This window comes from Niveispirillum sp. (genome assembly GCF_052437035.1).
In the GTDB taxonomy this organism is placed as follows: Bacteria; Pseudomonadota; Alphaproteobacteria; order Azospirillales; family Azospirillaceae; genus Niveispirillum.
Genome location: NZ_JBQVOH010000005.1, coordinates 287254 through 311161, shown reverse-complemented (window position 1 = coordinate 311161; position 23908 = coordinate 287254). Strand labels below are relative to the sequence as shown.

The window sequence follows — 23908 nt, the reverse complement described above, 5'->3', positions numbered from 1 at the left end:
GGTGGCGCGAGTGACGGGACTTGAACCCGCGGCCTCCGGCGTGACAGGCCGGCGCTCTAACCAACTGAGCTACACCCGCGCAGGGCGGAAGAAGTTAGCGTCCTCTCCGGGACGACCACCGCAAAGGGTGGCGCGAGTGACGGGACTTGAACCCGCGGCCTCCGGCGTGACAGGCCGGCGCTCTAACCAACTGAGCTACACCCGCGCAGGGCGGAAGAAGTTAGCGTCCTCTCCGGGACGACCACCGCAAAGGGTGGCGCGAGTGACGGGACTTGAACCCGCGGCCTCCGGCGTGACAGGCCGGCGCTCTAACCAACTGAGCTACACCCGCGCAGGGCGGAAGAAGTTAGCGTCCTCTCCGGGACGACCACCGCAAAGGGTGGCGCGAGTGACGGGACTTGAACCCGCGGCCTCCGGCGTGACAGGCCGGCGCTCTAACCAACTGAGCTACACCCGCACAAGACAACGGCACACTTGTCAGGGTGCACCTGAACCTCGAAGAAAAGTGGCGCGAGTGACGGGACTTGAACCCGCGGCCTCCGGCGTGACAGGCCGGCGCTCTAACCAACTGAGCTACACCCGCACAAGACAACGGCACACTTGTCAGGGTGCACCTGAACCTCGAAGAAAAGTGGCGCGAGTGACGGGACTTGAACCCGCGGCCTCCGGCGTGACAGGCCGGCGCTCTAACCAACTGAGCTACACCCGCAAACTTTTCAAACAGCGCCGCGACCGTTTCCAGCCCCGCCGCCGCTGAGGTGGGCGGGTGTATATTCGACCCCGCCCACCTTGTCAAACATGAAATCGCCAGGAAAATGCGGATCAGCAGCCCTTGGCATGGCGCAGGGCGAACAACCGGTCCAGCACATCGTCCAGATTGGCCGGCGGGTCCCGCTTCTCGAACGCGTCCGGGCCGCCATAGCGGCTCAGAGCCAGCTCCAGGGCCCGCCAGAGCTGTTCGGCGATTTCCAGTTCCTGTTGGTCGATGGCCAGTTCCAGCGCAGCCAGGATACGGTCGCCCAAACGACGATCAGCGGAATCGATCACGAAACGCCTTCCTCTTTCCCGTGCGCAGCCGTGGAGAACGACCGATGGCGCATCATACCCGTTCCACCGGCGCTGCGACAGGTGGAATGGCAGATCAATACAAGGATAGGGGGAGGGAATGGTGGGCGGTGAGGGGATCGAACCCCCGACCTGCGGTGTGTAAAACCGATGCTCTACCTCTGAGCTAACCGCCCGTACCTTATCGTTGGCCGGGACAATAGCGGCCGGAACGGGAGAATCAACAAAGAAGTTGGTTTTCCCCCAACATGACAGGGGCCAAAAATGAAAAACGGGCGCGCCCGAAGGGCCGCCCGTTATCTCACCATCAGGCCGCCCGGCTATCGCCGGGCATCCCTAGATAGGCGTCGCTCAGTTCAGCGCGTCCTTCAGGCCCTTGCCGGGCTTGAACTTCGGCTGCTTGGAAGCGGCGATGGAGATCTTCTCACCGGTGCGGGGATTGCGGCCCTCGGAAGCGGCGCGTTCAGCGACCGCGAAGGTGCCGAAGCCAACCAGACGCACTTCGTCGCCCTTCTTCAGCGCGCCGGTGATCCCATCAAAAACCGCATCGACGGCCTTGTTCGCGTCCGCCTTGGACAGACCAGCCGCTTCGGCGACCGCGGCAACGAGATCGTTCTTGTTCACTTAAGGCCCCCCTCATCAAGAGAGTATCGGTTGCAACATGCCCGAGATGTCTTCCCAGGCATCAAGGGATTGGGTTCCGCCGCCAACACAAGGGTTTGTGCGGGTGGCGGCGGAACCCAATTCACACGATTTCCAATCGCACTTCAATGGCGAATCACGCCATCCCGCTCTTCATCCCCAGCTTTTCCGGGGACCTGAGCCACTTCTTCGGGCTCCGACCACTCAATACCGACCGGTGCCGTCACCAAAGCCTGCGCCAGAACCTCATCTACGGTTGAAACCGGGATAATGGTCAGGCCCTTTTTCACGTTATCGGGGATTTCGGCCAGATCCTTCTCATTATCCTTGGGAATCAGCACCCGCTTGATTCCCGCCCTGAGCGCCGCCAGCAGCTTTTCCTTCAGGCCACCGATGGCCAGAACCTTGCCGCGCAGGGTGATCTCACCCGTCATGGCAATGTCCTTGGCGACCGCGATGCCAGTCAGGACGGAGACGATGGTGGTGATCATGGCCACGCCGGCCGACGGGCCGTCCTTCGGGGTTGCCCCTTCCGGCACATGGACATGGATGTCACGCTTTTCGAACAGGGTCGGCTTGATCCCGAACTTCAGGGCGTTGGCCTTCACATAGGATTCGGCGGCCTGCACCGACTCCTTCATGACGTCGCCCAGCTTGCCCGTGGTCTGGATACGGCCCTTGCCGCGCAGCATCACGGCCTCGATGGTCAGGATTTCCCCGCCCACCTCGGTCCAGGCCAGACCGGTGGTGGCACCGACCTGATCCTCCAACTCGGCCTCACCGAATCGGAAGCGCTTCACGCCTGCGAACTTTTCCAGGTTCTTGGGCGTGACCTTCACCTTTTCGAGACCCTTCATCAGGATCTCCTTGATGGCCTTGCGTGCTAGATTGGCGATCTCACGCTCCAGCGAACGCACGCCCGCTTCCCGCGTGTAGTAGCGGATCACATCGCGCAGCGCCTCGTCGGTGATGGTGAACTCGCCAGCCTTCAGACCATGGTCGCTCACCTGCTTGTCGATCAGGTGGCGCTTGGCGATCTCCACCTTCTCATCCTCGGTGTAACCGGCCAGGCGGATGATCTCCATACGGTCGAGCAACGGCTGCGGCATGCGCAGTGAGTTGGCCGTGCAGACAAACATCACGTCCGACAGATCGTAATCGACCTCCAGATAATGGTCGCTGAAGGTGCTGTTCTGCTCGGGGTCCAGAACCTCCAGCAGGGCCGACGACGGGTCGCCGCGCCAGTCGGCACCCAGCTTGTCGATCTCGTCCAGCAGGAACAACGGGTTGGAGGTCTTTGCCTTCTTCATGCCCTGGATGACCTTGCCGGGCATGGAGCCGATATAGGTGCGGCGGTGACCGCGCACCTCGGCCTCATCCCGCACGCCGCCCAGGGACATGCGCACGAAATTGCGGCCAGTGGCCTTGGCGATGGACTTGCCCAGCGAGGTCTTGCCCACGCCCGGCGGCCCGACCAGACACAGGATCGGCCCCTTCACCTTATCCATGCGCTGCTGAACCGCCAGATATTCAAGGATGCGTTCCTTGACCTTCTCCAGACCGTGATGGTCGGCGTTCAGGATGGTCTCGGCACCCTTGATGTCCTTCTTGACCTTGCTGCGCTTCTTCCAGGGAATCGACAGCATCCAGTCCAGATAGTTGCGCACCACCGTCGCCTCGGCGCTCATCGGGCTCATGGTGCGCAGCTTCTTGACCTCGGCCAGGGCCTTTTCACGGGCTTCCTTGCTGAACTTGGTCTTGGCGATCTTTTCCTCGATCTCCGCAACCTCGTCCTTGCCGTCCTCGCCCTCGCCCAATTCCTTCTGAATGGCCTTCATCTGCTCATTCAGATAGTACTCGCGCTGGGTCTTCTCCATCTGGCGCTTCACGCGGTTGCGGATGCGCTTTTCCACCTGCAGCACGCCGATCTCGCCTTCCATGAAGGCATAGACCCGCTCCAGCCGCTCGGCGACCGTCGGGGTCTCCAGCAACTGCTGCTTCTCAGGGATCTTCAGCTGGAGATGGCTGGCGATGGTGTCGGCCAGCTTGCCCGGCTCCTCGATCTGGTTGATGGAGACCAGCACCTCGGGCGGGATCTTCTTGTTCAGCTTGATATATTGCTCGAACTGCGACACGGCCGCGCGCGACAGGGCCTCAAGCTCCTGCGGCTCGCCCACCTTCTCGTCGATCAGTTCGGCATAGGCCTGGAAGAAGTCCTCATTGTCGCCGAACTTCGTGATGGCGGCACGCTTGCCGCCCTCCACCAGCACCTTCACGGTGCCATCGGGCAGCTTCAGAAGCTGCAACACCGTTCCGATGGTCCCGACGGAGAAGATGTCGGCGGGCGTGGGATCATCCTGGGAGGCGTTCTTCTGGGTGACCAGCAGGATCTGCTTGTCATCCTTCATCACGTCTTCCAGCGCGCGGACGGATTTCTCGCGGCCCACGAACAACGGGACGATCATGTGCGGGAAGACGACGATGTCTCTCAGCGGGAGGACCGGGTAGAGAACACCGCGGGGGATGTCCAGCATCTTAAGTCAGCCTTCTATATTCATGCCGCCAGCCCCGCTGGGCCTGGGCCGACCGCCCGCCCCAGATGGGCACGGGATGAAACGGTCGTGACGGCGTCAGGCGTTAACGTGGCACACCAATACCCCCCCTTCAAGGGCTTGAACCACGCCAAAGGCGTACTAGCGGTTTGTCACGAGCGCAAAAAGGGCCGCGCGGCAGTGCCGCGCGGCCCTTTTCAGCACTTAAGAAACGTATGAAGGCGCTGTTAAACCTTGCCCAGCAGTGCGGCGAAGGTCAGCACGACATAGCCCAGCACCATGAACAGCACGGCATAGCCCCAGCCGATGAAGAAGTGCAGCATCAGCATCAGCAGGAACAGCACCACGGCGATGATGCCGATGGTGGTGAAACGGGTAAAGGCATGCCAGCCCTCGGCATGTTCCTTCACGATCTTGTTGTCGACCACCACGGGCCCATGTGCGCCGGCCATTTTCTTCTCCCCGGTACGAGACGATGGAATTCTGCGCGATTGTGTAAGGGTTGGTGGGGCTGTTGACAAGGCCTCTCGAACGGTTCTGGGTGCTACCGAATGTCCTTCACCAGTCGCAACGTCTCCTCGCCATAGCCCAGGCGCGCATAGAAGGCACGACCACGCGCATTGCTGGCAAACACGTCCAGCGACAAGGACGAATAACCCTGACGCCTGGCCCATTCCTCCACCGCCGTCATTAAGGCCTTTGCCGTCCCCTGCCCCTGCGCGGCCTCTGTTACGGCCAGCAGGGGGATATAGGCAGCAATCTGGTCGGTGAAGATGTCCAGCATCGGCTCAGCATGCACGAATCCCAGCCGCTCGCCGGCCTCATCCTCGGCGATGAAGGTCACGGCCCCCGGCTTGGGCGCCTCCAGCGTCTCATGCATGAAACTGCGCTGGAACCGCATCACCTCCTCCGCACTGCGCCAGGACAGATCAGCCGCACCGGCCAGCCGCGGGGCGAGGCCGTGGATGAAGGGCAGGTCTTCTGCGGTGGCGGGGCGTATCGACAGCATGGACATGGGCGGTTCCGGCAGAGCGTTGATCACAGGGCAATGACACGGGTCACGACAGTCGCACAATCACCCTTGACGGCTGATCATTTGTCCTACACCGTATGCAACATAACTCATACAGGGTATGGATTATGACAACGGTCGCGAACGCCACGCTTGGACAGTTTGAGCAGGTTGTGCTGACGGCCATCCTTGCCCTGGGTGACGGGGCCTACGGCGTCACCATCCACGCCAAGGTGGAGGAACTGTCGAGGCCGCGAAAGGTGGTGCTGGGCGCCGTCTACGCCACCTTGGACCGGATGGAGGATAAGGGGCTGGTCACGTCCTGGATGACCGACCCCACACCGGAAAGGGGCGGGCGGGCCAAACGCTGCTTCCGGCTTGAGCAGTCGGGGGAACTGGCCCTGCGGGACGCGGCGACGACCGCCAAACGCATCTGCGATGCAATCGAACAGCAATGGGGAGTGGGGATATGGAACGACAGCGCAATCGCGTAGACCATCCAGCACCAGCAGCACCCGGATTGGTGGGGCGCCTTGTGCAGATGATATTGCCGCCCGCCTCGCGCGAGGCCGTGATGGGCGATCTGGCCGAAAGCTGCCGTTCGCCGGGCCAGTTGGCTGCCGAAGGACTGCGCAGCGTGCCGCCGCTGGTAGCCGAACAGGCACGCCGGGCGTCGCGGCTGCCGGTGATCGGGTTGCAGCTGTTCATCCTGTTCGCCTGCCTGGGCGGGTTCGAACTGGACCGCGCCGGCAAGGTGGTGACCAATGCCGCCTGCGCCGCCCTGCCCATGGGGCTGGCCATGGTCGGGTTGCTGCTGCGCAATATCTATCGCAGTGAGGATAACCCGGTACGGCAGGGCTTTTTCGACGCTTTGACGGCGGCCCTGTGCGTGGTGGCGCAGCAGACCATGATGCATGTGCTGATCGCTGCCGGCCATGTCGATCCAGCCTGGGCCCTGTCGCGGTCGCTGATCGTGCTGGCCTGCCTGTCCTTCCCCATCCTCTGGACCTTGGGCGCCATGGAGAATCCCGACGCGGTGCGGCGCAAGCCCGCGCAGCCGCTGTTCAGCGATTACAATCAGTTCGTCCAGCGCACCCGCGTGCGTAACCGGGCCGAAATGGCGGCGCTCGCCATGATCATCGGTGTGTCGGGCTATTTCCTGGCGCGGTTTCAGCCGCCGGTCGCTCCGCTGGGCTGGAGCTTTCTGACCGGTTACGCCTGCATCCTGGTCTATCTGGCGCTGCGCGGTGCCGCCCGCCCGGCCCCGCTGGACGCCGACAGCGCCACCGTGCGGGCGCTTTATGAGACGGAACTGAACCGGCAGAGCCGGCAGCGCCGCCTGATGTGGTGGTTCTGGTTCGTGCCGCTGTTCGCCGGATTGATGACCAATCTGGTGATGTATGGCGTGTCGAAGGAACAGCCCCTGCGCATCGTGGGCGGCATCGCTGCCATCTTCCTGCTGGGCTATCTGATCGAGCGGCTGCACCGCGACCGGCGCCTGGCCATCCATTTGAAGCTAAACAACCTGGCCGCCGTTCCGGCCTGATAAGCACCATCGGACTGCCTTGTCGCATGCGCCACCCCCCGGCGCATGCGATCTTGTTTTCAGGCAATGGGAACGATCATTGCCACCCGCTTTACCACGGCCCGGTCCCCCTCCAGCCTCACCCGCCCCTCGGCGATAAGCCGCACGGCCAACGGATAGGCCTTGTGCTCCTGCTCCAGCACGCGGGCGGACAGACTGTCAGGCGTATCATCATCGGCAACGGCGACCGCAGCCTGTACGATGATCGGACCGGTATCCATCTCCACCCGCACATAATGAACCGTGCAGCCATGGAACCACACGCCGGCCTCGATGGCACGGGCATGGGTGTCCAGGCCGGGGAAGGATGGCAGCAGGGAGGGGTGGATATTGATCAGGCGGTTATGCCACGCCTGCACAAACACCGGCGACAGCAGCCGCATATAGCCGGCAAGGCAGACCAGACCGACGCCCGCCGTCTCCAACGCCGCAATCATCGCCGTCTCATGCGCGGCCTTGTCGGCGAAATCCTTAGGCCGCAGCACCAGGGTGGCGATGCCGGCGGCGCGTGCCCGGTCCAGGCCGGCGGCGTCCGGCTTGTTGGAGATGACAAGCGCCACCTCCGCCGGATAGGTGGGATCGCTGGCGGCGTCGATCAGGGCCTGCAGGTTGCTGCCCCGGCCCGAGATCAGGACGCCCAGACGCAATCTCACGACCAGCGCTCCAGCCCCGAAATCACGACGCGGTGGCCGTCATTACTACGCGGCACCACGGTGCCGATGCGCTTCACGGTCTCGCCACCCTCGGTCAGGATGCGGGCCGCCTCGTCCGCCTTCTCAGCGGGCACGACCACGACCATGCCGATGCCGCAATTGAAAGTGCGGGCCATTTCCGATGCTTCGACATTGCCCGTCTTCATCAGCCAGGTGAACACCGGCGGCAGGTCCCAGGATGCTGCATCCAGATCAACGCCCAGCCCGTCGGGCAGGACGCGCGGAATATTCTCGATCAGGCCGCCGCCCGTGATATGGGCAAGCGCGTTGACGGTGCCGGCGCGGACGGCGGCCAGGACCGACTTCACATAGATGCGAGTGGGCGTCAGCAGCGCGTCGCCCAGGCTGCGCGAACCATCCCACGGGCAGGCGCTGTCATAGGTCAGGCCTGACACGCCCACCAGCTTGCGCACCAGCGAATAGCCGTTGGAATGCACGCCGCTGGAGGCCAGGCCCAGCACCACGTTGCCGGCGGCCACCTTGTCACCGATCAGCACCTGGGAACGTTCGACGGCACCGACCGAGAAACCGGCCAGATCATAATCGCCATGGGCATACATGCCCGGCATTTCAGCCGTCTCACCACCCACCAGGGCGCAACCGGCCTGACGGCAACCTTCGGCGATGCCGGCAACGATGGCGCGACCGGCGGCCACGTCCAGCTTGCCCGTGGCGTAGTAATCCAAGAATAGCAGCGGTTCGGCGCCCTGCACCACCAGATCATTCACGCACATGGCGACCAGATCGATACCGACCGTGTCATGCTTGTTGGCGTCGATGGCGACCTTCAGCTTGGTGCCCACGCCGTCGGTGGTGGAGACCAGCAGCGGATCATGGAAGCCGGCGGCACGCAGATCGAACAGCGCGCCAAAGCCGCCCAGGCCCGCATCGGAGCCGGAACGGGCCGTGGACTTGGCCAGCGGCTTGATCGCATCGACCAGTGCGTTGCCCGCGTCGATATCGACACCCGCATCCCGGTAGGAATAGCTGCTCATGCCCTGGCCCTCACTGCTGGCGTAACGGTGCCGGGGTGGGGTAGAAAGCCCATGGTGGCCTGCCGCACCCCGGATTTGGCGCCGAACATAGCAACATCGGAATTCAAGGCAATGCCGGTCATCCGCACCCCCGCCCTGCGCAAAAGCCTGTCTGTCGCCCTGATGGCCCTGGGTCTGGCCCTGCCGGCCTCCGGTCAGGCGGTGGACGACCTGTTCACAGTGCGCGATGTGGGCGTCGATATTTCGTCCGGCAACGCCAATGTCGCCCGTGACCAGGGCGTGCGCGAGGCGCAGCGCAAGGCCTTCGACCTGATGTTCGACCGGCTGACCGTGGACGGCGCCCGCACCGCCCTGCCCCCCGTTCCGTCCGACGTGATCGAACGCATGGTGCAAAGCTTTGAGATCCAGGAGGAGCGGACATCGGCCACCCGCTATGTCGGCAAGCTGGCCATCCGCTTCAACCCCGCTGCCCTGCGCACCTATCTGCGCGCCAATAATGTCGCCTATGCCGAGGTGCGGTCAAAGCCGACCCTGGTCCTGCCCATCGATCAGACGGGTGGTACGCCGGTCCTGTGGCAGGCTGGCACGACCTGGCGGCAGGCCTGGGCCGATCTGGCCCCGCGTCAGGGCGGTCTGGTGCCCGTGACTGTACCGTTCGGGGAGGCCGCCGATGTCAGCGATATCGGTGTGGAGCAGGCCCTGTCCGGTGACGCCGCAGCGCTGCGCCGCATTGCCGACCGCTATGGTGCCGGCGATGTGGCCGTAGTGGTGGTCAGCGGCACGCCGGAGGCGGGCCTGACGGTGACGGTCGCCCTGCATCCCGCCACGGGCAGCGGGGAAACGTTCAGCCTGACACAATCCCCCCTGCCCGCCGACAGTACGGAATCGGTCAACCCCACCCTGCGCGCCGCCGTGGAAAGCGTGACCCACCGGTTCGAGGAACGCTGGACCGCCGCGACGCAAATCGCCGCCGGTGCCATGTCGGACCTGAAGTTGACTGCCCGCTTTGCCGATCAGGCCGCCTGGCTGTCCATCCGCAAACGTCTGGCCGGCATCAGCACGATCACCCAGACCAATATCACCAGCCTGTCGCGCAATGGCGCCGTCCTGGACCTGCGCCATGCCGGCGATATCGGCCAACTGCGCACCGCACTGGCCCAGCGCGATCTGGTGCTGGAAGACGGGGCCGACGGGCCGGTCCTGCGCAGCGCGCGGTGATCGGTTCCACCAGCCCCCACCAGACCATTGTTATCCTTTCGAAAACCCTCATACTGCCGGGCATGTGACCCTTTTGGCTTGCCACGTGTTCATGATGGTAACGTCTGAACATAACCAACGGCGGAGTTGAGGCCCGATGAGCGATCTTGCGCCCGAAACCATGGCCACCGATCCCACCCTGGAACGGTTGCGCCGCATCACGATGGGCATCACCGCCGGGCGGCTGCTGTCGGCCCTGCTGATCTGCTGGCTGATCTATAGCGGTCATTATGCCTGGGCCTTCTGGCTGTTCGTGCTGGCCGCCCTTGGCGCCCTGCTGGAAGGGTCGGCGGCTCTGCTGTTCAAGACGCGCACAAGGCTGGGCGGGGTTCTGGACGGGTTTGCCGACCGGCTGCTGCCGCTTCTGGCATTGACCGCGCTGACCTATAATGGCCTGTTGCCGCTCTGGGTGCTGATCCCCGTGCTACTGCGGGAACTGGTGCTGGCGCTGGGGCAGAAGCTGCCCGAGACGGCGGGGAACGAACCCTGGATTCGCGAGCCGCGCTGGCTGTTCCATATCAACATCGTGGCCATGGATGCGCTGGCCATCCTGTTCCTGCTGATCCAGGGGCCTGGATTCGGCGTCGATCTGTTCATCCTGCCGGCGGAACTGCTGGTGGTCGGTCTTACGCTGGCCTCGCTGGTGCTGGCCTTTGTCAGCCGGCCCAAGCCGGAGGATGAATTCCTGAACGACGATCCGGGCAAGGGCGCATGATGCGGGCCAATCGACAGTGGAAATTCTGGCTGTGGGGCTTTGTCGGCTTCATTGCCGTGGTCTGGCTGCTGCGCTCCATGCTGGCCCCGTTCGTGGCGGGCATGGCCGTGGCCTATCTTCTGGACCCCGTCGCCGACAAGCTGGAGGCGCGTGGCATGCCGCGCTGGGCTGCGACGACGGTCGTGCTACTGGGCTTCCTGCTGGCCGCCATCCTGGCCCTGCTGCTGCTGGCGCCGCTATTGCAGGCGCAGGTGGTACAGTTGGTGGAGGTGGCGCCCGAATGGATCGCTTGGGCCAAGAAGGAACTGGTGCCCGAAATCCAGCGCTGGCTGCGCCGGCTGCCGGCGGCGGAGGTGAAACAGCTGCGTGAAGCCGCCGGCAATTATGCCGGAACCGCCGTGGGCTGGACCGCCGAAGTCCTGCGCAACATCCTGACCAGTGGTGTCGCCATTATCGACATCCTGTCCGTCATCTTCATCACGCCCATCGTCGCCTTCTATCTGTTGCGCGACTGGGACCGGATGGTAGCGACAGTGGATGGCTGGCTGCCCCGCCCCTATGCCACCACCATCCGAGAGCAGGCACGCGAGGTCGATACGACACTGGCCGGATTCGTACGCGGTCAGGCTACCGTCTGCCTGTGCCTGGGCGTGTTCTATGCCGTGGCGCTGACGGCGGCGGGGCTGGATTTCGGGCTGGTGATCGGGCTGGTCACGGGCCTTCTGTCCTTCATCCCCTTTGTGGGATCGCTGGTCGGATTCGTGGCCAGTGTCGGCCTGGCCCTTTTCCAGTTTGATGAATTCTGGCGCGTCGGGCTGATCGCCGGCATCTTCTTCTTCGGTCAGGCCGTGGAAGGCAACATCCTGACGCCCAAGCTGGTGGGTGACAAGGTGGGGCTGCATCCTGTCTGGGTGATGTTCGCGCTGCTGGCCGGCGGGGCCTTGTTCGGCTTTGTCGGCGTGCTGCTGGCCGTACCCGTGGCCGCCGTCATCGGTGTGCTAACCCGGTTCGGTCTGCGGCAATATATGCAGAGCAGCCTCTACCGCGGGTTCGACGCGGGCACGGCGACAGCCCTCGACTTGGCCCCCGACCCGCTGCTATCCCATCCGGCAGCCGAGGGGGCGGAACGGGGGAACGGCGTCGCCGACCTGCCGCCCAAGCCCTGAACCCGACCCGATAGTTCCAGCCCGTGCAGAAGGAGGGGCTCTTGCCATGACCACGCCCCCCCAACCGTCCTCCAATCCACCCTCCCTGTTGTCCACGCGGCAGATCCCGCTCGACCTCGGCCATCGGTCGGCCATGGGGGAAGATGATTTCCTGGTGGCACCGGGCAATCAGGATGCGGTGGCCTGGCTGGATGCCTGGCCGGAATGGCCGGCACCGGCCCTGGTCCTGTTCGGCCCGACAGGGTGCGGGAAAAGCCATCTGGCCCAGATTTGGCGTGCCCGCGCACGCGGCAATCTTCTGTCGGTTGATGATCTGCGGGACGAGGCGGAACTACCCGACCTGCTGCGCCCAATGCGAACCGCTGTCCTGGACGGGGCGCAGGGGGTGGCGGGCGACCCGGCGCTGGAACGGTCCCTGTTCCATCTCTACAATCTGGCCAAGGAAATGGGCGGCCATCTGCTGCTGCTGGCCGAGAATGCGCCCGTGAACTGGGTCATCCGCCTGCCCGACCTGCGTTCCCGCCTGCTGGCAGCCCCCGCCGTGGGCATGGCGGCCCCCGACGATGCCCTGCTGATGGCCGTGCTGGTGAAGCTGTTCGCCGACCGGCAGATCCGGGTGGGGGAGGATGTCATCGACTGGCTGATGACCCGCACCGAACGCAGCTTCGCCAACGCCCGCCGCGTGGTCGCGACCCTGGACCATGCCGCCTTGGCCGCGAAGAAACCGATCACAGTGCGATTCTGCCGGCAGGTTTTGGGCGACCAGGTTTAAGACCACGGAACCCACCTTCGCCGGGAGGGCAATGTGGGTGGATTTTCAACACCCGTATTCTGTTAAACCGGCACCTTGCTCGCCTCCACACCTAGCGAGCCATCGAAAATACCCGGCAGGACCGGCAGGTCCGTGACGCCAGGATCGACGCCCAGCTGCATCATCAAGGTGGTCGCTTGCCCACGATGGTGGGTGCCATGGTTGAAGAAATGCGTCACCGGGACCCAGGCCGGCAGGGTCCAGCGGTGGGGATTGAACTTGGTGACATAGGTGAGCGGCGCCGACAGCCATTCCGGCGTCACGCCCGCCGCCCATGCGGTGATACGGGCGTCAGCCGCCTCACGGTCGGCCACCAGTTCATCCCAATCGGGACGGAACAGGTCCGTCCCCTTGGCCAGGGGCGGTGCCGTGCCCTCAAACCGGCTGAGCCAGATCAGGTCGGCCCACAGGATATGGTCCAGCGTGCCGTGCAGCGATTTGAAGAAGGCGCCCATATCGCGGGACCGGTCATCCGCCGGAATGGCGGCGCAGGCCTCCATCATGCGGCTGTTCATCCAATGACCATAGGCGGTCATGGTACGCACGTAATCGACGCTGATCATGCCTACATCCTCTTTGTCATGCGGCGGGTTGACTCTGCCGTGCCGCACCTAAATCATTGTGTGCAGACCATTATTCCCCAAAGGAACCCTAAGATGACCATCGCGATCGGCCAACCGGCCCCCGATTTCACCCTGCCCACCGACGGCAATGGCAGTGTCACGCTGTCGGCCCTGAAGGGCAAGAATGTGGTGGTCTATTTCTATCCCAAGGATGACACGTCTGGCTGCACCACCCAGGCCTGCGGTTTCGGTGAACAGCTGCCGCATTTCGAAAAGCTGGACGCCACCATCATCGGCATCTCCAAGGACAGCGTGGCCAGCCATGACAAGTTCAAGGCCAAGTATAAGCTGCCCTTCATCCTGGCATCTGACGCCGAGAGTGACGTGACCGAACGTTATGGCGCCTGGGCGGAAAAAAACATGTACGGCAAGAAGTATATGGGCATCGAACGCTCCACCTTCCTGATCGACAAGGACGGCATCCTGCGCGCCGAATGGCGCAAGGTGAAGGTGCCGGGTCATGTCGATGCCGTGCTGAAGGCGGCCCAGGCGCTGTAAGGTCCATCCGGATAGGGGTGATTGACACCACCCCCTATCGCGCACACCCTGACGATCCATTAAGGCGGAACCACGCATCATGATCGTCAGCGACCTGCGCGAGCGATTGCGGCTCCAGGATTTTTCCGCCTATGTCGGGTCCAACCTGGGACCTGACCCGCGTTTTCTGCGTCTGACAGGCATGGCCCGGCGGCTGTTCGATCTGCCCATTGCCATGGTCAATCTGATCGATGCCGCCGACATGTGGCCCAAGGCCGAGGAAGGCATCTTCGTTGGACGGCAGCCGCGCGAAACCACCTTGTGCAATCTGGTCGTCGATGGCGGCACGCTGCTGGTGCCCGATCTGGCAGCCGATCCCCGCTTTGCCGGCCTGCCCGGCATCACCCAGGCGGGCCTGCGCTTTTACGCCGGCGTCCCGATTGTCACGCCGGGCGGACAGGTGCTGGGCGTGTTCTGCGTTCTGGACCGGCGTCCGCGGCCCGATTTCCAGGCCGAACAAACCTCCATGCTGGAACAGTTTGCCGGCATCGCCATGGATCAGCTGTCCCTGGACAAGTTGCAGCGCGATGCGGCAACGGCGCAGAAGGCGGCCGAGCAGATGGCGCAGGCCCGCGCCAGCTTTCTGGCCATGATGAGCCACGAGATAAGGACGCCATTGAACGCGATCCTGGGTTTCGGGGAGATGCTGGCCTATGCCGGTCTGCCCGAACCCTATGGCGATTATGCCCGCACCGTGCATGACACGGGCCGCAGCCTGATGCAGGTGCTCAATCACACGCTGGACTATGCGCGGCTGGAGTCGGGCAAGGTGGAACTGGAGGAACGGCCCTTCTCCCTGTCCGATCTGGTCGCACGCGGACAGCGGATGGTGCAGAAGACCTGTCAGGATAAGGGACTGACCCTGTCGGTCGATCTGGACCCCGCCCTGCCCGACCGCTGGCGCGGGGATGGTATCCGGTTGCAGCAGGTGTTGAACAACCTGCTGTTCAATGCCACCAAATTCACCGAAACAGGCGGCATCACCCTGTGCCTGCGCCAGGATAGGCAGGAGGGGAACCGGCTGTGGCTGCGTGCGGATGTGGTGGATACCGGTATCGGCGTGGCCCCGGAACATCGCGACAATCTTTTCACACCCTTCTTCCAGGCCGACAGTTCCCATGCCCGTCGGTTCGACGGGTCCGGCCTGGGGCTGGCGATTTGCCGCCAGCTGGTCCATGCCATGGGCGGACAGATCGGGTATGAGCCGGTGCCGGACGGCGGCAGCCGATTCTGGCTGCGCCTGCCCCTGGCCGCCGCCTGATCAGGGCAGCGGGAAACAGTGGTCCGCCTGCGACCCGTTATATCAATCCAGTGCCGTCCAGATTTCGGCGGCCAACGCCTCCAATTCCTCCACACCCTTCGATTTCGGGTCCGTTTCCGCGAGGGTCAAGCCTTCCATCAGCGATCCCGCGAACCCGATACGGTTGCCCAGGCTTTCGGTGGCGACGGGTACACCCAGTTCGGCAGCTTTTTCCGCGACCGCATCGACCAGCTTGCCGCGTGCGGGCACGCGGTTCATGACCAGCATCACGGGCCGCTTTTCCACCCGCGCCAGATCCAACGTGGGGCGCGTGGCCCAGAGGTCCATGGGGCTGGGCTGTACCGGCACCACCACCAAGGCGGCAGTGCGCACGGCGATACGGGCGTCGGTTTCGGCATGCGGCGGGCTGTCGATCACCACGACATCATGGGTCTTGGCCAGCCGCTCCACCTCCCGCTGCGTCCGCCAGCCGGAGATTTGCAGATGCGTGATGCCGGTGGCACCGGCCCCAAGCGTCCCCTCACGGGCGGCGTACCAGGCGGACAGGCTTCCCTGCGGGTCGATATCGACCAGGGCGGTGGATTTGCCGGCCCGCGCCCAGGTGACGGCCAGATGAATGGCCAGCGTCGTCTTGCCCGCCCCGCCCTTCTGCTGCGCGATGGTGATGACACGCCCCGCCATATCCGGCCCCTTGCTGCCCTTTGTTACGGGTGACAGTGTGCCCACATGAAGGACGGGCGGCAAGCGCCGCACCGCAGCATGAGGCAGATCGATGACCAGCGCGCAATGGCCCAGCCATCTTCCCATCACCCGCGTGCGCATCGCGCGTCCCACGGACCGACTTTCGGAGGTTACGGCCTTCTACCGCGATGTGATCGGTCTGTCCGTGATTGGCGGCTGGGTCGATGATGGGAGCCATGCCGGATATGACGGGGTGATGATCGGCTTGCCCGGCTGGGACACGCATCTGGAATTCACCCAGCACAAGGATGGCAGCCCCTGCCCCGCGCCCACGCGCGACAATCTGCTGGTGCTCTATGTCGACAGCCGCGCGGAATTGCTGTCGGTGTCCGCCGCTATCCAGGCGCGGGGCGGCGTGCCGGTGGAACCGGAAAATCCCTACTGGCTGAACCGGGCCGTCTGTTTTGAAGACCCGGATGGCTGGGGTATTGTCTTCTCGCTGAAGCCGGGTGTGGCGTAGCGCGGATTAGGCGAAGCCGGAATGCGCGGAAAGCCCGTGATCAGGCCGCCCAGCACCGTTATCGTAGCAGCAGAGAATTCCAGGACCTGTCCCCGTGCCCCACGACCCTTGCTGCGACGATCCCAATCACCATCACCATGACGCGCCGGCACCGCCGCCACATCCCGACCGGCCACGCGTGCTGCCGCCGGGTGCGGATGCCTATGCACAGGCGTCCGATGTGCTGGCGGCGGGCGGTTTGGTCGCCATGCCCACGGAAACCGTCTATGGGCTTGCCGGAGATGCCGGGAACGACGCGGCGGTCGCCGCCATCTTTGCCGCCAAGGGCCGGCCCAGCTTCAACCCGCTGATCGTGCATGTCGCCGATGAAACGGCGGCGGCGGCTTTAGTCCATATTGATGACCGCGCCGCCCGTGCCATGGAGATGTGGTGGCCCGGCCCCCTTACCCTGGTCCTGCCGCGCCGGGCCGATGCGCCCTTGTCACTGCTAGTTTCTGCCGGGCTGGACACGGTGGCGGTGCGCAGCCCCGCCCACCCGGTCGCCCGCGCCCTGATCCAGGCATCGGGCCGCCCCCTTGCGGCCCCGTCGGCCAATGTCTCGGGCCATGTCAGCCCGACAACCCCCATGCATGTGGTGGAAGAGTTTCCCGACGGCGGTGGTGCCCGGCTGAAGCTGATCCTGGCCGGCGGGCGCTGCGCCATCGGTGTCGAATCGACCGTCCTGGACCTGACGGGTGAACGCCCCCTGCTGCTGCGCCCCGGTTCGGTGACGCGTGAGGAGTTGGAAAGCGTGCTGGGTACCGTCGATCTGGCCACGGCGGCGGACGGGGTGAAAGCGCCGGGCATGATGACCAGCCATTATGCGCCGGGCCTGCCCGTGCGGCTGGACGCGACGGCTGTGCGCGATGACGAGGCGCTGCTGGCCTTCGGCCCGGATCAGTTCCTGCGCGGCGGGGCCGTGCGCATGAACCTGTCCAACAATGGCGACCTGACAGAGGCGGCTTCCAACCTGTTCGCCATGCTGCGCGCCCTGGATCGGCCCGGCCTGTCGGGCATCGCCGTCATGCCGGTCCCCGACAAGGGCCTTGGCATGGCCATCAATGACCGTCTGCGCCGTGCGGCCGCACCCAGGACCTGAGATGAGCACCGACCTGCTTTCCGCCCTGACCGATCTGATGGGCCCCGCCCACGTCCTGACCGGCACCGACATGGCGCCCTACGCCTTCGACTGGCGCCAGCGGGAGGAAAGCCACCCCGTGGCCGTCCTGCGCCCCGGTTCGACGGCGGAGGTGGCCGCCATCGTGCAGCTCTGCGCCGAGGCCCAAGTGCCCATCGTGCCGCAGGGGGGCAATACCGGGCTGGTCGGCGGAACCATCGCCGAGAAGGGAACAGGCGCCGTCCTGCTGAACCTGGGCCGCCTGAACCGCATCCGCACCCTGGACGCTACCGATTACACGATGACGGCGGAAGCCGGCTGCGTCCTGGCCGATATCCAGGCGGCGGCACAGGCGGTGGACCGCTATTTCCCCCTGTCGCTGGGGGCGGAGGGCACCTGCATGCTGGGCGGCAACCTGTCCAGCAATGCCGGCGGCATCCTGACGCTGCGCTACGGCAATGCCCGCGATCTGGTGCTGGGGCTGGAGGTGGTGCTGCCCGACGGGCGGGTGTGGAACGGGTTGCGCACCCTGCGCAAGGATAATAGCGGCTACGATCTGAAACACCTGTTCCTGGGCGCGGAAGGGACCCTGGGCATTATCACCGCCGCCTCGGTAAAGCTCTTCCCCCGCCCCCGCCAGATCGAAACCGCGCTGATCGCGGTACCCAGCCCCGCCGCTGCCGTCACCCTGCTGGGTCTGGCGCGCACCGGCACGGGCGACAGCCTGTCGGCGTTCGAACTGATGCCGCGTTTTGCCTTTGACGGATCGCGGGAGATATTGGGGCGTGACCAGGACCCGCTGTCGGCCCCCTCGCCCTGGTATGTGCTGATGGAGGCCAGCAGCGGCATGGCAGGCCCCTTGCTGCGGCAACAGGTGGAGGCGGTGCTGGAGACGGCGCTGGAACAGGGGCTGGTCACCGACGCCATCTTCGCCGACAGCATGGAACAGCAACGCAAGCTCTGGCTGATCCGTGAAAGCCTGCCGGAGATCGGGCGCAAGATCGGCGGGGCGGTCCATACCGACGTGTCCGTGCCCGTCAGCCGCATCCCCGACTTCCTGTCCGCCACCATTGCCGCCGTCACCGACTATATGCCCGGCATCCGGCCCTACCCGTTCGGCCATGCCGGTGACGGCAATATCCACTTCAATATCGGTCGCCCGACGGGCATGGACGGGGCTGCCTATCTGGCCCATGCCCATGCTATCAGCGACCTTGTCCATGAACAGGTCCTGGCCCATGGCGGCAGCATCAGCGCCGAACATGGCATCGGCAACCACAAGGCCGAAGAACTGGCACGGATCAAGGACCCGGTGGAACTGGACCTGATGCGGAAGGTGAAGGCCATGCTGGACCCGGACGGGATCATGAATCCGGGGAAGGTATTGAGGACTGTTCGATGACATCAACCAGACTGCGTTGGTTCTGTGCCCCATTACTTAGCCTGATACTCGTAGGCTGCGCGCCCAAGCTGGGCGAGTGGCGGCTGGAGTTGCGTAACGGCGACGTTGCCGCTTGCGGGTTCGACGGCAAAGGCAAGCGTCTCTGCTTTTCCTTTGGTGAGGATGAGCGGGTGGGAAACCATGGCGTGCTGAATATTCAGGTCGACGTCCTAGTGGGTTACCCGATGATAGTGACATTCAGCCACTTCGCTCTGATGGTGGATGGAGAGCTGATCTCCACAACCGACCCCGCCTGGCTGGAGATAACGGGTAGCGGGCACCCCACACCCTCACATCAATTGCGCTGGACCAAAGCCCTGTCACCGGAAGCCGGGGGGCCAGAATTGCTGAAGCGGTTGGAGGACAGCCGCACCATCACCTTTATGGTGGATGGCCTGCCAGTGATCACCGTCGCATCGGACAGACTTGGGCCAGAGCTTAAGCGGTTGGACGCGCAGCGCCGTTGATCCAATCCGCGGCCTGCGCCCGCCCATGGGCCTTCAGGGTCAGCAGGTACTCCATATCAATACGCAGGCCGTTCAGGTCGCCCAAGGTCGGGTCCTGCGGGTCGATGGACAGAAGTTCGAGCTGTTCCGGTCCTTCCCCGCGCTTCAGGACCTCGCGCACCAGTTCCATCTCCGCCTCCAGGGGGCGGGAGAAGGTGATCTGGTTCAGGCGTTCGCGAATCGCCGCTGCCGTGCGCGGTGTGTCGTGGGTGCAGTTGGCCATGGCCTGCACCACCAGCAACGTACCGACAGCCGACCCGTCCAGCAGGGCACGGATGGGCGGGTTAAGGGTGTAGCCGCCATCCCAATAGGCCTCCCCATCAATCTCCACGGCCTGATGCAGGGTAGGCAGAGTGGTGGAGGCCAGCAGCGAATCGACGCTGATCGCCGCATTGCCGAACAGGTGCGGCTGCCCATCACGCACGCGGGTGGCGGAGATCAGCAAGGCTGGGGCCGTGGGCAGGGTCAGGGCCGCAAAATCCACCTCTTCCACCAGGATCGACCGCAGGGGATTGAACCCCAACGGGTTCAGGGAATAGGGCGAAAACAGCCGGGTCGCCATAGCAAAGGCCGCACTGTTCACAGCCTGGGTAATACCGTTATTCGCCCAGGTGGGGCAGAAGCCCAGAGCACCGACGCCGCATTCCCCCACCCGCCGCCAGACACGGTCCAGCGCATCGCGCGCACCGGCGGGTCCACCCTTTGCCCATCCGCTGGCAAAGGCGACGGCATTGACCGCACCCGCAGAGGCACCGGACAGGCGCACAGGCGCAAATCCCGGCTCGTCCAGTAGGCGGTCCAGCACACCCCAGGTAAAGGCCCCCAGGGAGCCGCCGCCCTGCAACGCCAGCGCCATGCCCGGAGGCTGATTTGATGGCTTGGGGACCACCATCGGTGACTGGGCACGGCCCAGCCGGCGCATGATCTGCTTCAGTACCATGTCGGCCCCTCATGTTGCGGTGCCACAGGATACCCCGGAATGGTTCCGCCGCCGACCCTTGAAGCGATCCCCACGACACCCCACGTCACAAGACAGGCGACGCCACGGATGCCCATGCTGGGGTCCGCGAGGGTGCGCCGATGACCGAGGGGCATCGCTTCGTGAAGGAGGATCGCGCCATGACGACCCAACAAACCCAGACCCAGACCCACCCCCAGCCGGCACCCAATCCCATCCCGGCCCTGGTGCGAGCCGCCTTCAACGCCGCCAGCCAGCGCGCCAGCGGTCAGGCCGACCGGACCGCCGCCGCCATCGCCGCCCTGCGCAAGCTGCGCCGCGTGCTTCTGGAACAGGCAGGCACCAATGCCGCCCTGACGGTGGTGGACGGCCCCGCCAGCGGTTTCATCATGGAGCGCAATATGCGCGCGCTTGGCCGCACCGGCGTGGCGCCGGAAGCGATGCCCCTGCCCCCCATCCTGGCCATGGCCGGACCGGCGGCCAGCTTGATGCTGGATGCGGTCGAGAACGGCCTGATCCTGCATCGCTTCCTGCCGGGCAATACCGCCCTGATGCAGATGGTGCCCGAACTGATGGGGTGCTTGTGCGAGACCTTGGGCGGCACGCCGGATGCGGGCCGGCTGCTGGATATCCTGCGCGACGGCATGGACGAGGATGAACCGCGTCTGGCCATTGAGGGGCCGGTGTCGCAGCGGCTGCATTGACAGCAAAAGGGGGGCTTGTCGCCCCCCTTGATCACGCCGCCAGTCGCGCCGTCTCTGCCTTCTGATGCATGCGCTTATAGGCAAACTTGGCCGCCCAATTGTGCAGCCAGGTGTGCGGCTTCAAGCCGGATGCCTTGAACACCATGCCGACCATGCGATCAACATGGTGCGGGCGATAGAAGGAATAGGCGAGGCTGGTATATTCGGCATTATTCTCGACCCGCTCATAGGGGCGGGTCCAGTAATTCGCGGCATAGAAGGCGTAGGACAGTTCATCGTCCTCCGTCTCATTGATGCGCGACAGGCAGACCATCAGGCGCTGCACCCGGTTCAACTTCTCTGATTCCAGATAGCGCTTCAGATGATCGTAGAACAGCTTGTAATGCCGTAGCTCGTCGGCGGCGATATGCTTGCAGATCTGCTTGAAGACCGGCTCTTCCGTCGCCTCTGCCAGGGCGGTGTAATAGCTGGACGTGCCCGTCTCCACGATGCAGCGCGCGACCAGTTCGCCGGCGCGGCTGCCGCGCTTGCTGTCCATTGCGGCCACGTCGATCTGATAGCCGTCGCGGAAGCGCTTCACCGCTGCTTGGAAATCCCAGGAAGGGTCGATGCGCGACGCCCAGGTGCCCAGCGCCTCGCCATGCTGCACTTCCTCGATGGCCCATTGGCGGACCACGTCGCAGAAGACGGGGTCCTCGCGGAAGACATTGCACAGATAGTCGGCGTAGATATGGCCGTTATACTCGACCAGGGCGGCCGCCTTGGCCAGCTTCAGCATATCGGGTGACGCCTTGGCTTGGTCCAGCTTGTCCCAGGGCAGGCCCTCGATGGTCCAATGCGCATTCGCCATGACGATCACTTCCACTTGCTGCGATGGCCGCGCGGATCGACTGATCAGTACGGCGGGTGAGAGATGGCCCCGATAGCCCGGAAAAGCAACGGGGGCGCAAGGCGCCCCCGTGACAATCGCTCGCATGACCCCGGAAACGTGACACATATGTGACGCGGTTCCCGGTGCCGATCAAGCAGCTTAGTGCATTGTACCGACCTGTGCGTCCAGCTTGGCCTGCACGATGGCGACCTTGCCTTCCAGCGTGTGGCGCTCGCCCTCGGACTTGGCATCAGCCAGGTCTTCGGACAGGTCGGCCAGCTGCTTCTCCAGGGCGGCGCGGTCCAGGCCACGGACGGCTTCCAGATCGGAGGCTTCCTCGGCCAGGATGGTGACGCGGGCACCAGTGATCTCGCAGAAACCACCTGCGACGAAAATGCGCTGGGTGATGGTGCCCATGTCATTGGCATAGATGTCGATGATGCCCGGCTTGACCGTGACGATCATCGGGGCATGGCCCGGCAGGACGCCCAGGAAGCCCTCGGCCCCCGGCACCACCACCATATGCACCGGCTGCGACACCAGCAGCTTCTCCGGCGACACCAGCTCGAATTCAACCTTGTCGGCCATGGCTTGAACCCTAGTAAAACGCGTCAAGGAGGGGTCACCCCCTCCCGTGCACCTGCCCCCTGCCACCGGCAAACCGACGGCAGGGGGTGGGAGCGGAACTTAGGCGGCCTCGGCCATCTTGCGGGCCTTTTCCACGGCCTGCTCGATGGTGCCGACCATGTAGAAGGCAGCTTCCGGCAGGTGGTCGTAGTCGCCGTTCACGATGCCCTTGAAGCCCTTGATGGTGTCTTCCAGAGCAACCAGAACGCCGGGCGTACCAGTGAACACTTCGGCCACATGGAACGGCTGGGACAGGAAGCGCTGGATCTTGCGGGCGCGAGCCACGACCAGCTTGTCCTCTTCCGACAGTTCATCCATGCCCAGGATGGCGATGATGTCCTGCAGAGCCTTGTACTGCTGCAACACCTGCTGAACCTTGCGGGCGGTGTTGTAGTGCTCTTCACCGACGATGCGGGGGTCCAGGGCGCGCGAGGTCGAGTCCAGCGGATCCACGGCCGGGAAGATGGCCATTTCAGCGATGGAACGCGACAGCACGGTCGTGGCGTCCAGGTGGGCAAAGGAGGTGGCCGGGGCCGGGTCGGTCAAGTCGTCGGCGGGCACGTAAATGGCCTGCACGGACGTGATCGAACCCTTCTTGGTCGAGGTGATGCGCTCCTGCAGACCGCCCATGTCGGTGGACAAGGTGGGCTGGTAACCCACGGCCGACGGGATACGGCCCAGCAGAGCCGACATCTCGGCGCCCGCCTGGGTGAAGCGGAAGATGTTGTCCACGAAGAACAGCACGTCCTGGCCTTCTTCATCGCGGAAATATTCAGCGATGGTCAGACCGGACAGGGCGACGCGGGCGCGGGCACCCGGCGGCTCGTTCATCTGACCATAAACCAGGGCCACCTTGGAGCCCGGGCCATCGGTCTTGATAACACCGGCGTCGATCATTTCATGGTACAGGTCGTTACCTTCGCGGGTACGCTCACCCACGCCGGCAAACACCGACATACCACCGTGCGCCTTGGCGACGTTGTTGATCAGTTCCTGAATGGTCACCGTCTTGCCCACGCCGGCGCCGCCGAACAGGCCGATCTTGCCGCCCTTCAGGTACGGGGCCAGCAGGTCGATGACCTTGATGCCGGTGATCAGCAGGGCGGCGTCGGTCGCCTGATCGACGAACTCCGGCGCGTCACGATGGATCGGCAGGACCTTGTCGTTGCCGACGGGGCCGCGCTCATCGATCGGCTCGCCGATGACGTTCAGGATGCGGCCCAGGGTGGCCGGACCGACAGGCATCATGATCGAGTTGCCGGTATCGACCACCTCGTTGCCGCGAACCAGACCATCGGTCGTGTCCATGGCGATGGTGCGGACGGTGTTCTCGCCCAGATGCTGGGCCACCTCCAGAACCAGGGTCTTGCCCTCGTTCTGGGTGGTCAGCGCATTCAGGATCGGCGGCAGGTCGCCGCTGAACTGCACGTCCACGACGGCACCAAGAACCTGCGTGATGCGGCCGACCGCGTTGCTGTTGTTAGCCATGGGGTAAGCTCCCTCGGAACCT

At 64.5% G+C, this 23908-nt stretch carries 26 protein-coding genes and 7 tRNA genes; 13 read left to right on the top strand and 20 right to left on the bottom strand.

All coding sequences use genetic code 11. From position 1 onward, the window contains the following. Positions 1-2 precede the first annotated feature (2 nt). The 12 genes from ACT6Q8_RS15215 to ACT6Q8_RS15160 form a co-directional block, all read right to left on the bottom strand. Positions 3-79, bottom strand: a tRNA-Asp gene (locus tag ACT6Q8_RS15215). 49 nt (positions 80-128) lie between these two features. Continuing rightward, positions 129-205, bottom strand: a tRNA-Asp gene (locus tag ACT6Q8_RS15210). A 49-nt stretch (positions 206-254) separates the two neighbouring features. Continuing rightward, positions 255-331 (bottom strand) — tRNA-Asp (locus tag ACT6Q8_RS15205). A gap of 49 nt (positions 332-380) precedes the next feature. Continuing rightward, positions 381-457 (bottom strand) — tRNA-Asp (locus ACT6Q8_RS15200). Positions 458-506: 49 nt separating this feature from the next. Next, positions 507-583, bottom strand: a tRNA-Asp gene (locus ACT6Q8_RS15195). Positions 584-632: 49 nt separating this feature from the next. Further along, positions 633-709, bottom strand: a tRNA-Asp gene (locus ACT6Q8_RS15190). A 113-nt stretch (positions 710-822) separates the two neighbouring features. Beyond that, entirely contained in the window at positions 823-1047 is a 225-nt protein-coding gene (locus ACT6Q8_RS15185) for a hypothetical protein (protein WP_156344863.1), read from the bottom strand. Positions 1048-1166: 119 nt separating this feature from the next. Next, positions 1167-1241, bottom strand: a tRNA-Val gene (locus ACT6Q8_RS15180). A 175-nt stretch (positions 1242-1416) separates the two neighbouring features. Then, a complete protein-coding gene (locus tag ACT6Q8_RS15175) occupies positions 1417-1689 on the bottom strand; it encodes an HU family DNA-binding protein (protein WP_054170185.1) in 273 nt (90 codons plus the stop codon). Positions 1690-1832: 143 nt separating this feature from the next. Beyond that, a complete protein-coding gene (gene lon, locus ACT6Q8_RS15170; RefSeq protein WP_054170186.1) occupies positions 1833-4241 on the bottom strand; it encodes an endopeptidase La in 2409 nt (802 codons plus the stop codon). Between the two features lie 245 nt (positions 4242-4486). Further along, on the bottom strand, positions 4487-4711 hold the full coding sequence (locus tag ACT6Q8_RS15165; protein WP_054170187.1) for a hypothetical protein: 225 nt from the start codon (positions 4709-4711) through the stop codon (positions 4487-4489). A gap of 92 nt (positions 4712-4803) precedes the next feature. Further along, positions 4804-5274 carry a GNAT family N-acetyltransferase gene (locus ACT6Q8_RS15160; RefSeq protein WP_156344864.1) on the bottom strand — a complete coding sequence of 157 codons (471 nt, stop codon included), beginning with the start codon at positions 5272-5274 and terminating at the stop codon, positions 4804-4806. A gap of 125 nt (positions 5275-5399) precedes the next feature. Here ACT6Q8_RS15160 and ACT6Q8_RS15155 point away from each other — a divergent pair, with 125 nt between their 5' ends. Together ACT6Q8_RS15155 and ACT6Q8_RS15150 are read left to right on the top strand one after the other, a co-directional pair. Further along, positions 5400-5765, top strand: coding sequence for a PadR family transcriptional regulator (locus ACT6Q8_RS15155; RefSeq protein WP_054170294.1), 366 nt, complete (start codon positions 5400-5402; stop codon positions 5763-5765). Between the two features lie 41 nt (positions 5766-5806). After that, a complete protein-coding gene (locus ACT6Q8_RS15150; RefSeq protein ID WP_156344865.1) occupies positions 5807-6817 on the top strand; it encodes a hypothetical protein in 1011 nt (336 codons plus the stop codon). Between the two features lie 59 nt (positions 6818-6876). On the opposite strand, the gene purN is transcribed toward ACT6Q8_RS15150, so the two are convergent. Further along, positions 6877-7509 (bottom strand): phosphoribosylglycinamide formyltransferase, encoded by a 633-nt coding sequence (purN, locus tag ACT6Q8_RS15145; protein WP_444733449.1) that lies wholly within the window; start codon positions 7507-7509, stop codon positions 6877-6879. Next, positions 7506-8564, bottom strand: coding sequence for a phosphoribosylformylglycinamidine cyclo-ligase (purM, locus tag ACT6Q8_RS15140; RefSeq protein WP_444733448.1), 1059 nt, complete (start codon positions 8562-8564; stop codon positions 7506-7508). Before purM ends, purN begins: the two co-directional genes overlap by 4 nt. A gap of 111 nt (positions 8565-8675) precedes the next feature. Here purM and ACT6Q8_RS15135 point away from each other — a divergent pair, with 111 nt between their 5' ends. The 4 genes from ACT6Q8_RS15135 to ACT6Q8_RS15120 all read left to right on the top strand — a co-directional run bounded on the left by ACT6Q8_RS15135 (position 8676) and on the right by ACT6Q8_RS15120 (position 12474). Further along, positions 8676-9782, top strand: a complete 1107-nt coding sequence (locus ACT6Q8_RS15135; protein ID WP_054170192.1) for a DUF2066 domain-containing protein — start codon at positions 8676-8678, stop codon at positions 9780-9782. 136 nt (positions 9783-9918) lie between these two features. Then, a complete protein-coding gene (locus ACT6Q8_RS15130; RefSeq protein ID WP_054170193.1) occupies positions 9919-10536 on the top strand; it encodes a CDP-alcohol phosphatidyltransferase family protein in 618 nt (205 codons plus the stop codon). Next, positions 10533-11702: an AI-2E family transporter gene (locus ACT6Q8_RS15125; RefSeq protein ID WP_444733447.1), complete on the top strand. Its 1170-nt coding sequence runs from the start codon at positions 10533-10535 to the stop codon at positions 11700-11702. Before ACT6Q8_RS15130 ends, ACT6Q8_RS15125 begins: the two co-directional genes overlap by 4 nt. A 46-nt stretch (positions 11703-11748) precedes the next feature. Next, positions 11749-12474: an HdaA/DnaA family protein gene (locus tag ACT6Q8_RS15120; RefSeq protein ID WP_082372678.1), complete on the top strand. Its 726-nt coding sequence runs from the start codon at positions 11749-11751 to the stop codon at positions 12472-12474. A 62-nt stretch (positions 12475-12536) separates the two neighbouring features. On the opposite strand, the gene ACT6Q8_RS15115 is transcribed toward ACT6Q8_RS15120, so the two are convergent. Then, positions 12537-13076, bottom strand: coding sequence for a DinB family protein (locus ACT6Q8_RS15115; RefSeq protein ID WP_054170195.1), 540 nt, complete (start codon positions 13074-13076; stop codon positions 12537-12539). A 93-nt stretch (positions 13077-13169) separates the two neighbouring features. Between ACT6Q8_RS15115 and ACT6Q8_RS15110 the strand changes: the two genes are divergently transcribed. Both ACT6Q8_RS15110 and ACT6Q8_RS15105 read left to right on the top strand, forming a co-directional pair. Continuing rightward, positions 13170-13634: a peroxiredoxin gene (locus ACT6Q8_RS15110; RefSeq protein ID WP_444733446.1), complete on the top strand. Its 465-nt coding sequence runs from the start codon at positions 13170-13172 to the stop codon at positions 13632-13634. A gap of 79 nt (positions 13635-13713) precedes the next feature. Then, the gene (locus ACT6Q8_RS15105; protein ID WP_444733445.1) at positions 13714-14934 is read left to right on the top strand and encodes a GAF domain-containing sensor histidine kinase; all 1221 of its coding nucleotides are present in this window, start codon (positions 13714-13716) and stop codon (positions 14932-14934) included. Positions 14935-14976: 42 nt separating this feature from the next. On the opposite strand, the gene parA is transcribed toward ACT6Q8_RS15105, so the two are convergent. Continuing rightward, positions 14977-15615 (bottom strand): ParA family partition ATPase, encoded by a 639-nt coding sequence (parA, locus tag ACT6Q8_RS15100; RefSeq protein WP_054170296.1) that lies wholly within the window; start codon positions 15613-15615, stop codon positions 14977-14979. Positions 15616-15706: 91 nt separating this feature from the next. On the opposite strand from parA, the gene ACT6Q8_RS15095 reads away from it, so the two are divergent. The 4 genes from ACT6Q8_RS15095 (at position 15707) to ACT6Q8_RS15080 (ending at position 19199) form a co-directional block, all read left to right on the top strand. Next, a complete protein-coding gene (locus ACT6Q8_RS15095) occupies positions 15707-16135 on the top strand; it encodes a VOC family protein (protein WP_054170198.1) in 429 nt (142 codons plus the stop codon). A 178-nt stretch (positions 16136-16313) separates the two neighbouring features. Beyond that, positions 16314-17273 carry an L-threonylcarbamoyladenylate synthase gene (locus ACT6Q8_RS15090; RefSeq protein ID WP_054170199.1) on the top strand — a complete coding sequence of 320 codons (960 nt, stop codon included), beginning with the start codon at positions 16314-16316 and terminating at the stop codon, positions 17271-17273. Position 17274: 1 nt separating this feature from the next. Further along, positions 17275-18693: an FAD-binding oxidoreductase gene (locus ACT6Q8_RS15085; protein ID WP_054170200.1), complete on the top strand. Its 1419-nt coding sequence runs from the start codon at positions 17275-17277 to the stop codon at positions 18691-18693. After that, positions 18690-19199 carry a hypothetical protein gene (locus ACT6Q8_RS15080; protein ID WP_054170201.1) on the top strand — a complete coding sequence of 170 codons (510 nt, stop codon included), beginning with the start codon at positions 18690-18692 and terminating at the stop codon, positions 19197-19199. The genes ACT6Q8_RS15085 and ACT6Q8_RS15080 overlap by 4 nt, the downstream gene beginning before the upstream one ends. Here ACT6Q8_RS15080 and ACT6Q8_RS15075 read toward each other — a convergent pair. Beyond that, positions 19171-20178, bottom strand: a complete 1008-nt coding sequence (locus tag ACT6Q8_RS15075; protein ID WP_444733444.1) for a patatin-like phospholipase family protein — start codon at positions 20176-20178, stop codon at positions 19171-19173. The two genes, ACT6Q8_RS15080 and ACT6Q8_RS15075, sit on opposite strands and share 29 nt — an antisense overlap. Before the next feature lie 179 nt (positions 20179-20357). On the opposite strand from ACT6Q8_RS15075, the gene ACT6Q8_RS15070 reads away from it, so the two are divergent. After that, positions 20358-20900, top strand: a complete 543-nt coding sequence (locus ACT6Q8_RS15070; RefSeq protein ID WP_444733443.1) for a hypothetical protein — start codon at positions 20358-20360, stop codon at positions 20898-20900. A 31-nt stretch (positions 20901-20931) separates the two neighbouring features. On the opposite strand, the gene ACT6Q8_RS15065 is transcribed toward ACT6Q8_RS15070, so the two are convergent. The 3 genes from ACT6Q8_RS15065 to atpD form a co-directional block, all read right to left on the bottom strand. Beyond that, the gene (locus tag ACT6Q8_RS15065; protein WP_054170297.1) at positions 20932-21750 is read right to left on the bottom strand and encodes an acyl-ACP desaturase; all 819 of its coding nucleotides are present in this window, start codon (positions 21748-21750) and stop codon (positions 20932-20934) included. Positions 21751-21930: 180 nt separating this feature from the next. Next, positions 21931-22359, bottom strand: a complete 429-nt coding sequence (atpC, locus tag ACT6Q8_RS15060) for an ATP synthase F1 subunit epsilon (RefSeq protein WP_054170204.1) — start codon at positions 22357-22359, stop codon at positions 21931-21933. Positions 22360-22458: 99 nt separating this feature from the next. After that, positions 22459-23886: a F0F1 ATP synthase subunit beta gene (atpD, locus tag ACT6Q8_RS15055; RefSeq protein WP_054170205.1), complete on the bottom strand. Its 1428-nt coding sequence runs from the start codon at positions 23884-23886 to the stop codon at positions 22459-22461. Between the last annotated feature and the right edge of the window lie 22 nt (positions 23887-23908).

Bases quoted from the DNA above. Each gene is read 5' to 3' on its own strand.
- ACT6Q8_RS15075 (WP_444733444.1), bottom strand. From the start codon at position 20,178: ATGGTACTGAAGCAGATCATGCGCCGGCTGGGCCGTGCCCAGTCACCG.
- ACT6Q8_RS15125 (WP_444733447.1), top strand. From the start codon at position 10,533: ATGATGCGGGCCAATCGACAGTGGAAATTCTGGCTGTGGGGCTTTGTC.
- ACT6Q8_RS15130 (WP_054170193.1), top strand. From the start codon at position 9,919: ATGAGCGATCTTGCGCCCGAAACCATGGCCACCGATCCCACCCTGGAA.
- atpD (WP_054170205.1), bottom strand. From the start codon at position 23,886: ATGGCTAACAACAGCAACGCGGTCGGCCGCATCACGCAGGTTCTTGGT.
- ACT6Q8_RS15110 (WP_444733446.1), top strand. From the start codon at position 13,170: ATGACCATCGCGATCGGCCAACCGGCCCCCGATTTCACCCTGCCCACC.
- ACT6Q8_RS15155 (WP_054170294.1), top strand. From the start codon at position 5,400: ATGACAACGGTCGCGAACGCCACGCTTGGACAGTTTGAGCAGGTTGTG.
- ACT6Q8_RS15115 (WP_054170195.1), bottom strand. From the start codon at position 13,076: ATGATCAGCGTCGATTACGTGCGTACCATGACCGCCTATGGTCATTGG.
- ACT6Q8_RS15160 (WP_156344864.1), bottom strand. From the start codon at position 5,274: ATGTCCATGCTGTCGATACGCCCCGCCACCGCAGAAGACCTGCCCTTC.
- ACT6Q8_RS15135 (WP_054170192.1), top strand. From the start codon at position 8,676: ATGCCGGTCATCCGCACCCCCGCCCTGCGCAAAAGCCTGTCTGTCGCC.
- ACT6Q8_RS15070 (WP_444733443.1), top strand. From the start codon at position 20,358: ATGACGACCCAACAAACCCAGACCCAGACCCACCCCCAGCCGGCACCC.
- ACT6Q8_RS15165 (WP_054170187.1), bottom strand. From the start codon at position 4,711: ATGGCCGGCGCACATGGGCCCGTGGTGGTCGACAACAAGATCGTGAAG.
- ACT6Q8_RS15120 (WP_082372678.1), top strand. From the start codon at position 11,749: ATGACCACGCCCCCCCAACCGTCCTCCAATCCACCCTCCCTGTTGTCC.
- ACT6Q8_RS15095 (WP_054170198.1), top strand. From the start codon at position 15,707: ATGACCAGCGCGCAATGGCCCAGCCATCTTCCCATCACCCGCGTGCGC.
- ACT6Q8_RS15065 (WP_054170297.1), bottom strand. From the start codon at position 21,750: ATGGCGAATGCGCATTGGACCATCGAGGGCCTGCCCTGGGACAAGCTG.
- ACT6Q8_RS15085 (WP_054170200.1), top strand. From the start codon at position 17,275: ATGAGCACCGACCTGCTTTCCGCCCTGACCGATCTGATGGGCCCCGCC.
- parA (WP_054170296.1), bottom strand. From the start codon at position 15,615: ATGGCGGGGCGTGTCATCACCATCGCGCAGCAGAAGGGCGGGGCGGGC.
- atpC (WP_054170204.1), bottom strand. From the start codon at position 22,359: ATGGCCGACAAGGTTGAATTCGAGCTGGTGTCGCCGGAGAAGCTGCTG.
- ACT6Q8_RS15105 (WP_444733445.1), top strand. From the start codon at position 13,714: ATGATCGTCAGCGACCTGCGCGAGCGATTGCGGCTCCAGGATTTTTCC.
- purM (WP_444733448.1), bottom strand. From the start codon at position 8,564: ATGAGCAGCTATTCCTACCGGGATGCGGGTGTCGATATCGACGCGGGC.
- ACT6Q8_RS15080 (WP_054170201.1), top strand. From the start codon at position 18,690: ATGACATCAACCAGACTGCGTTGGTTCTGTGCCCCATTACTTAGCCTG.
- lon (WP_054170186.1), bottom strand. From the start codon at position 4,241: ATGCTGGACATCCCCCGCGGTGTTCTCTACCCGGTCCTCCCGCTGAGA.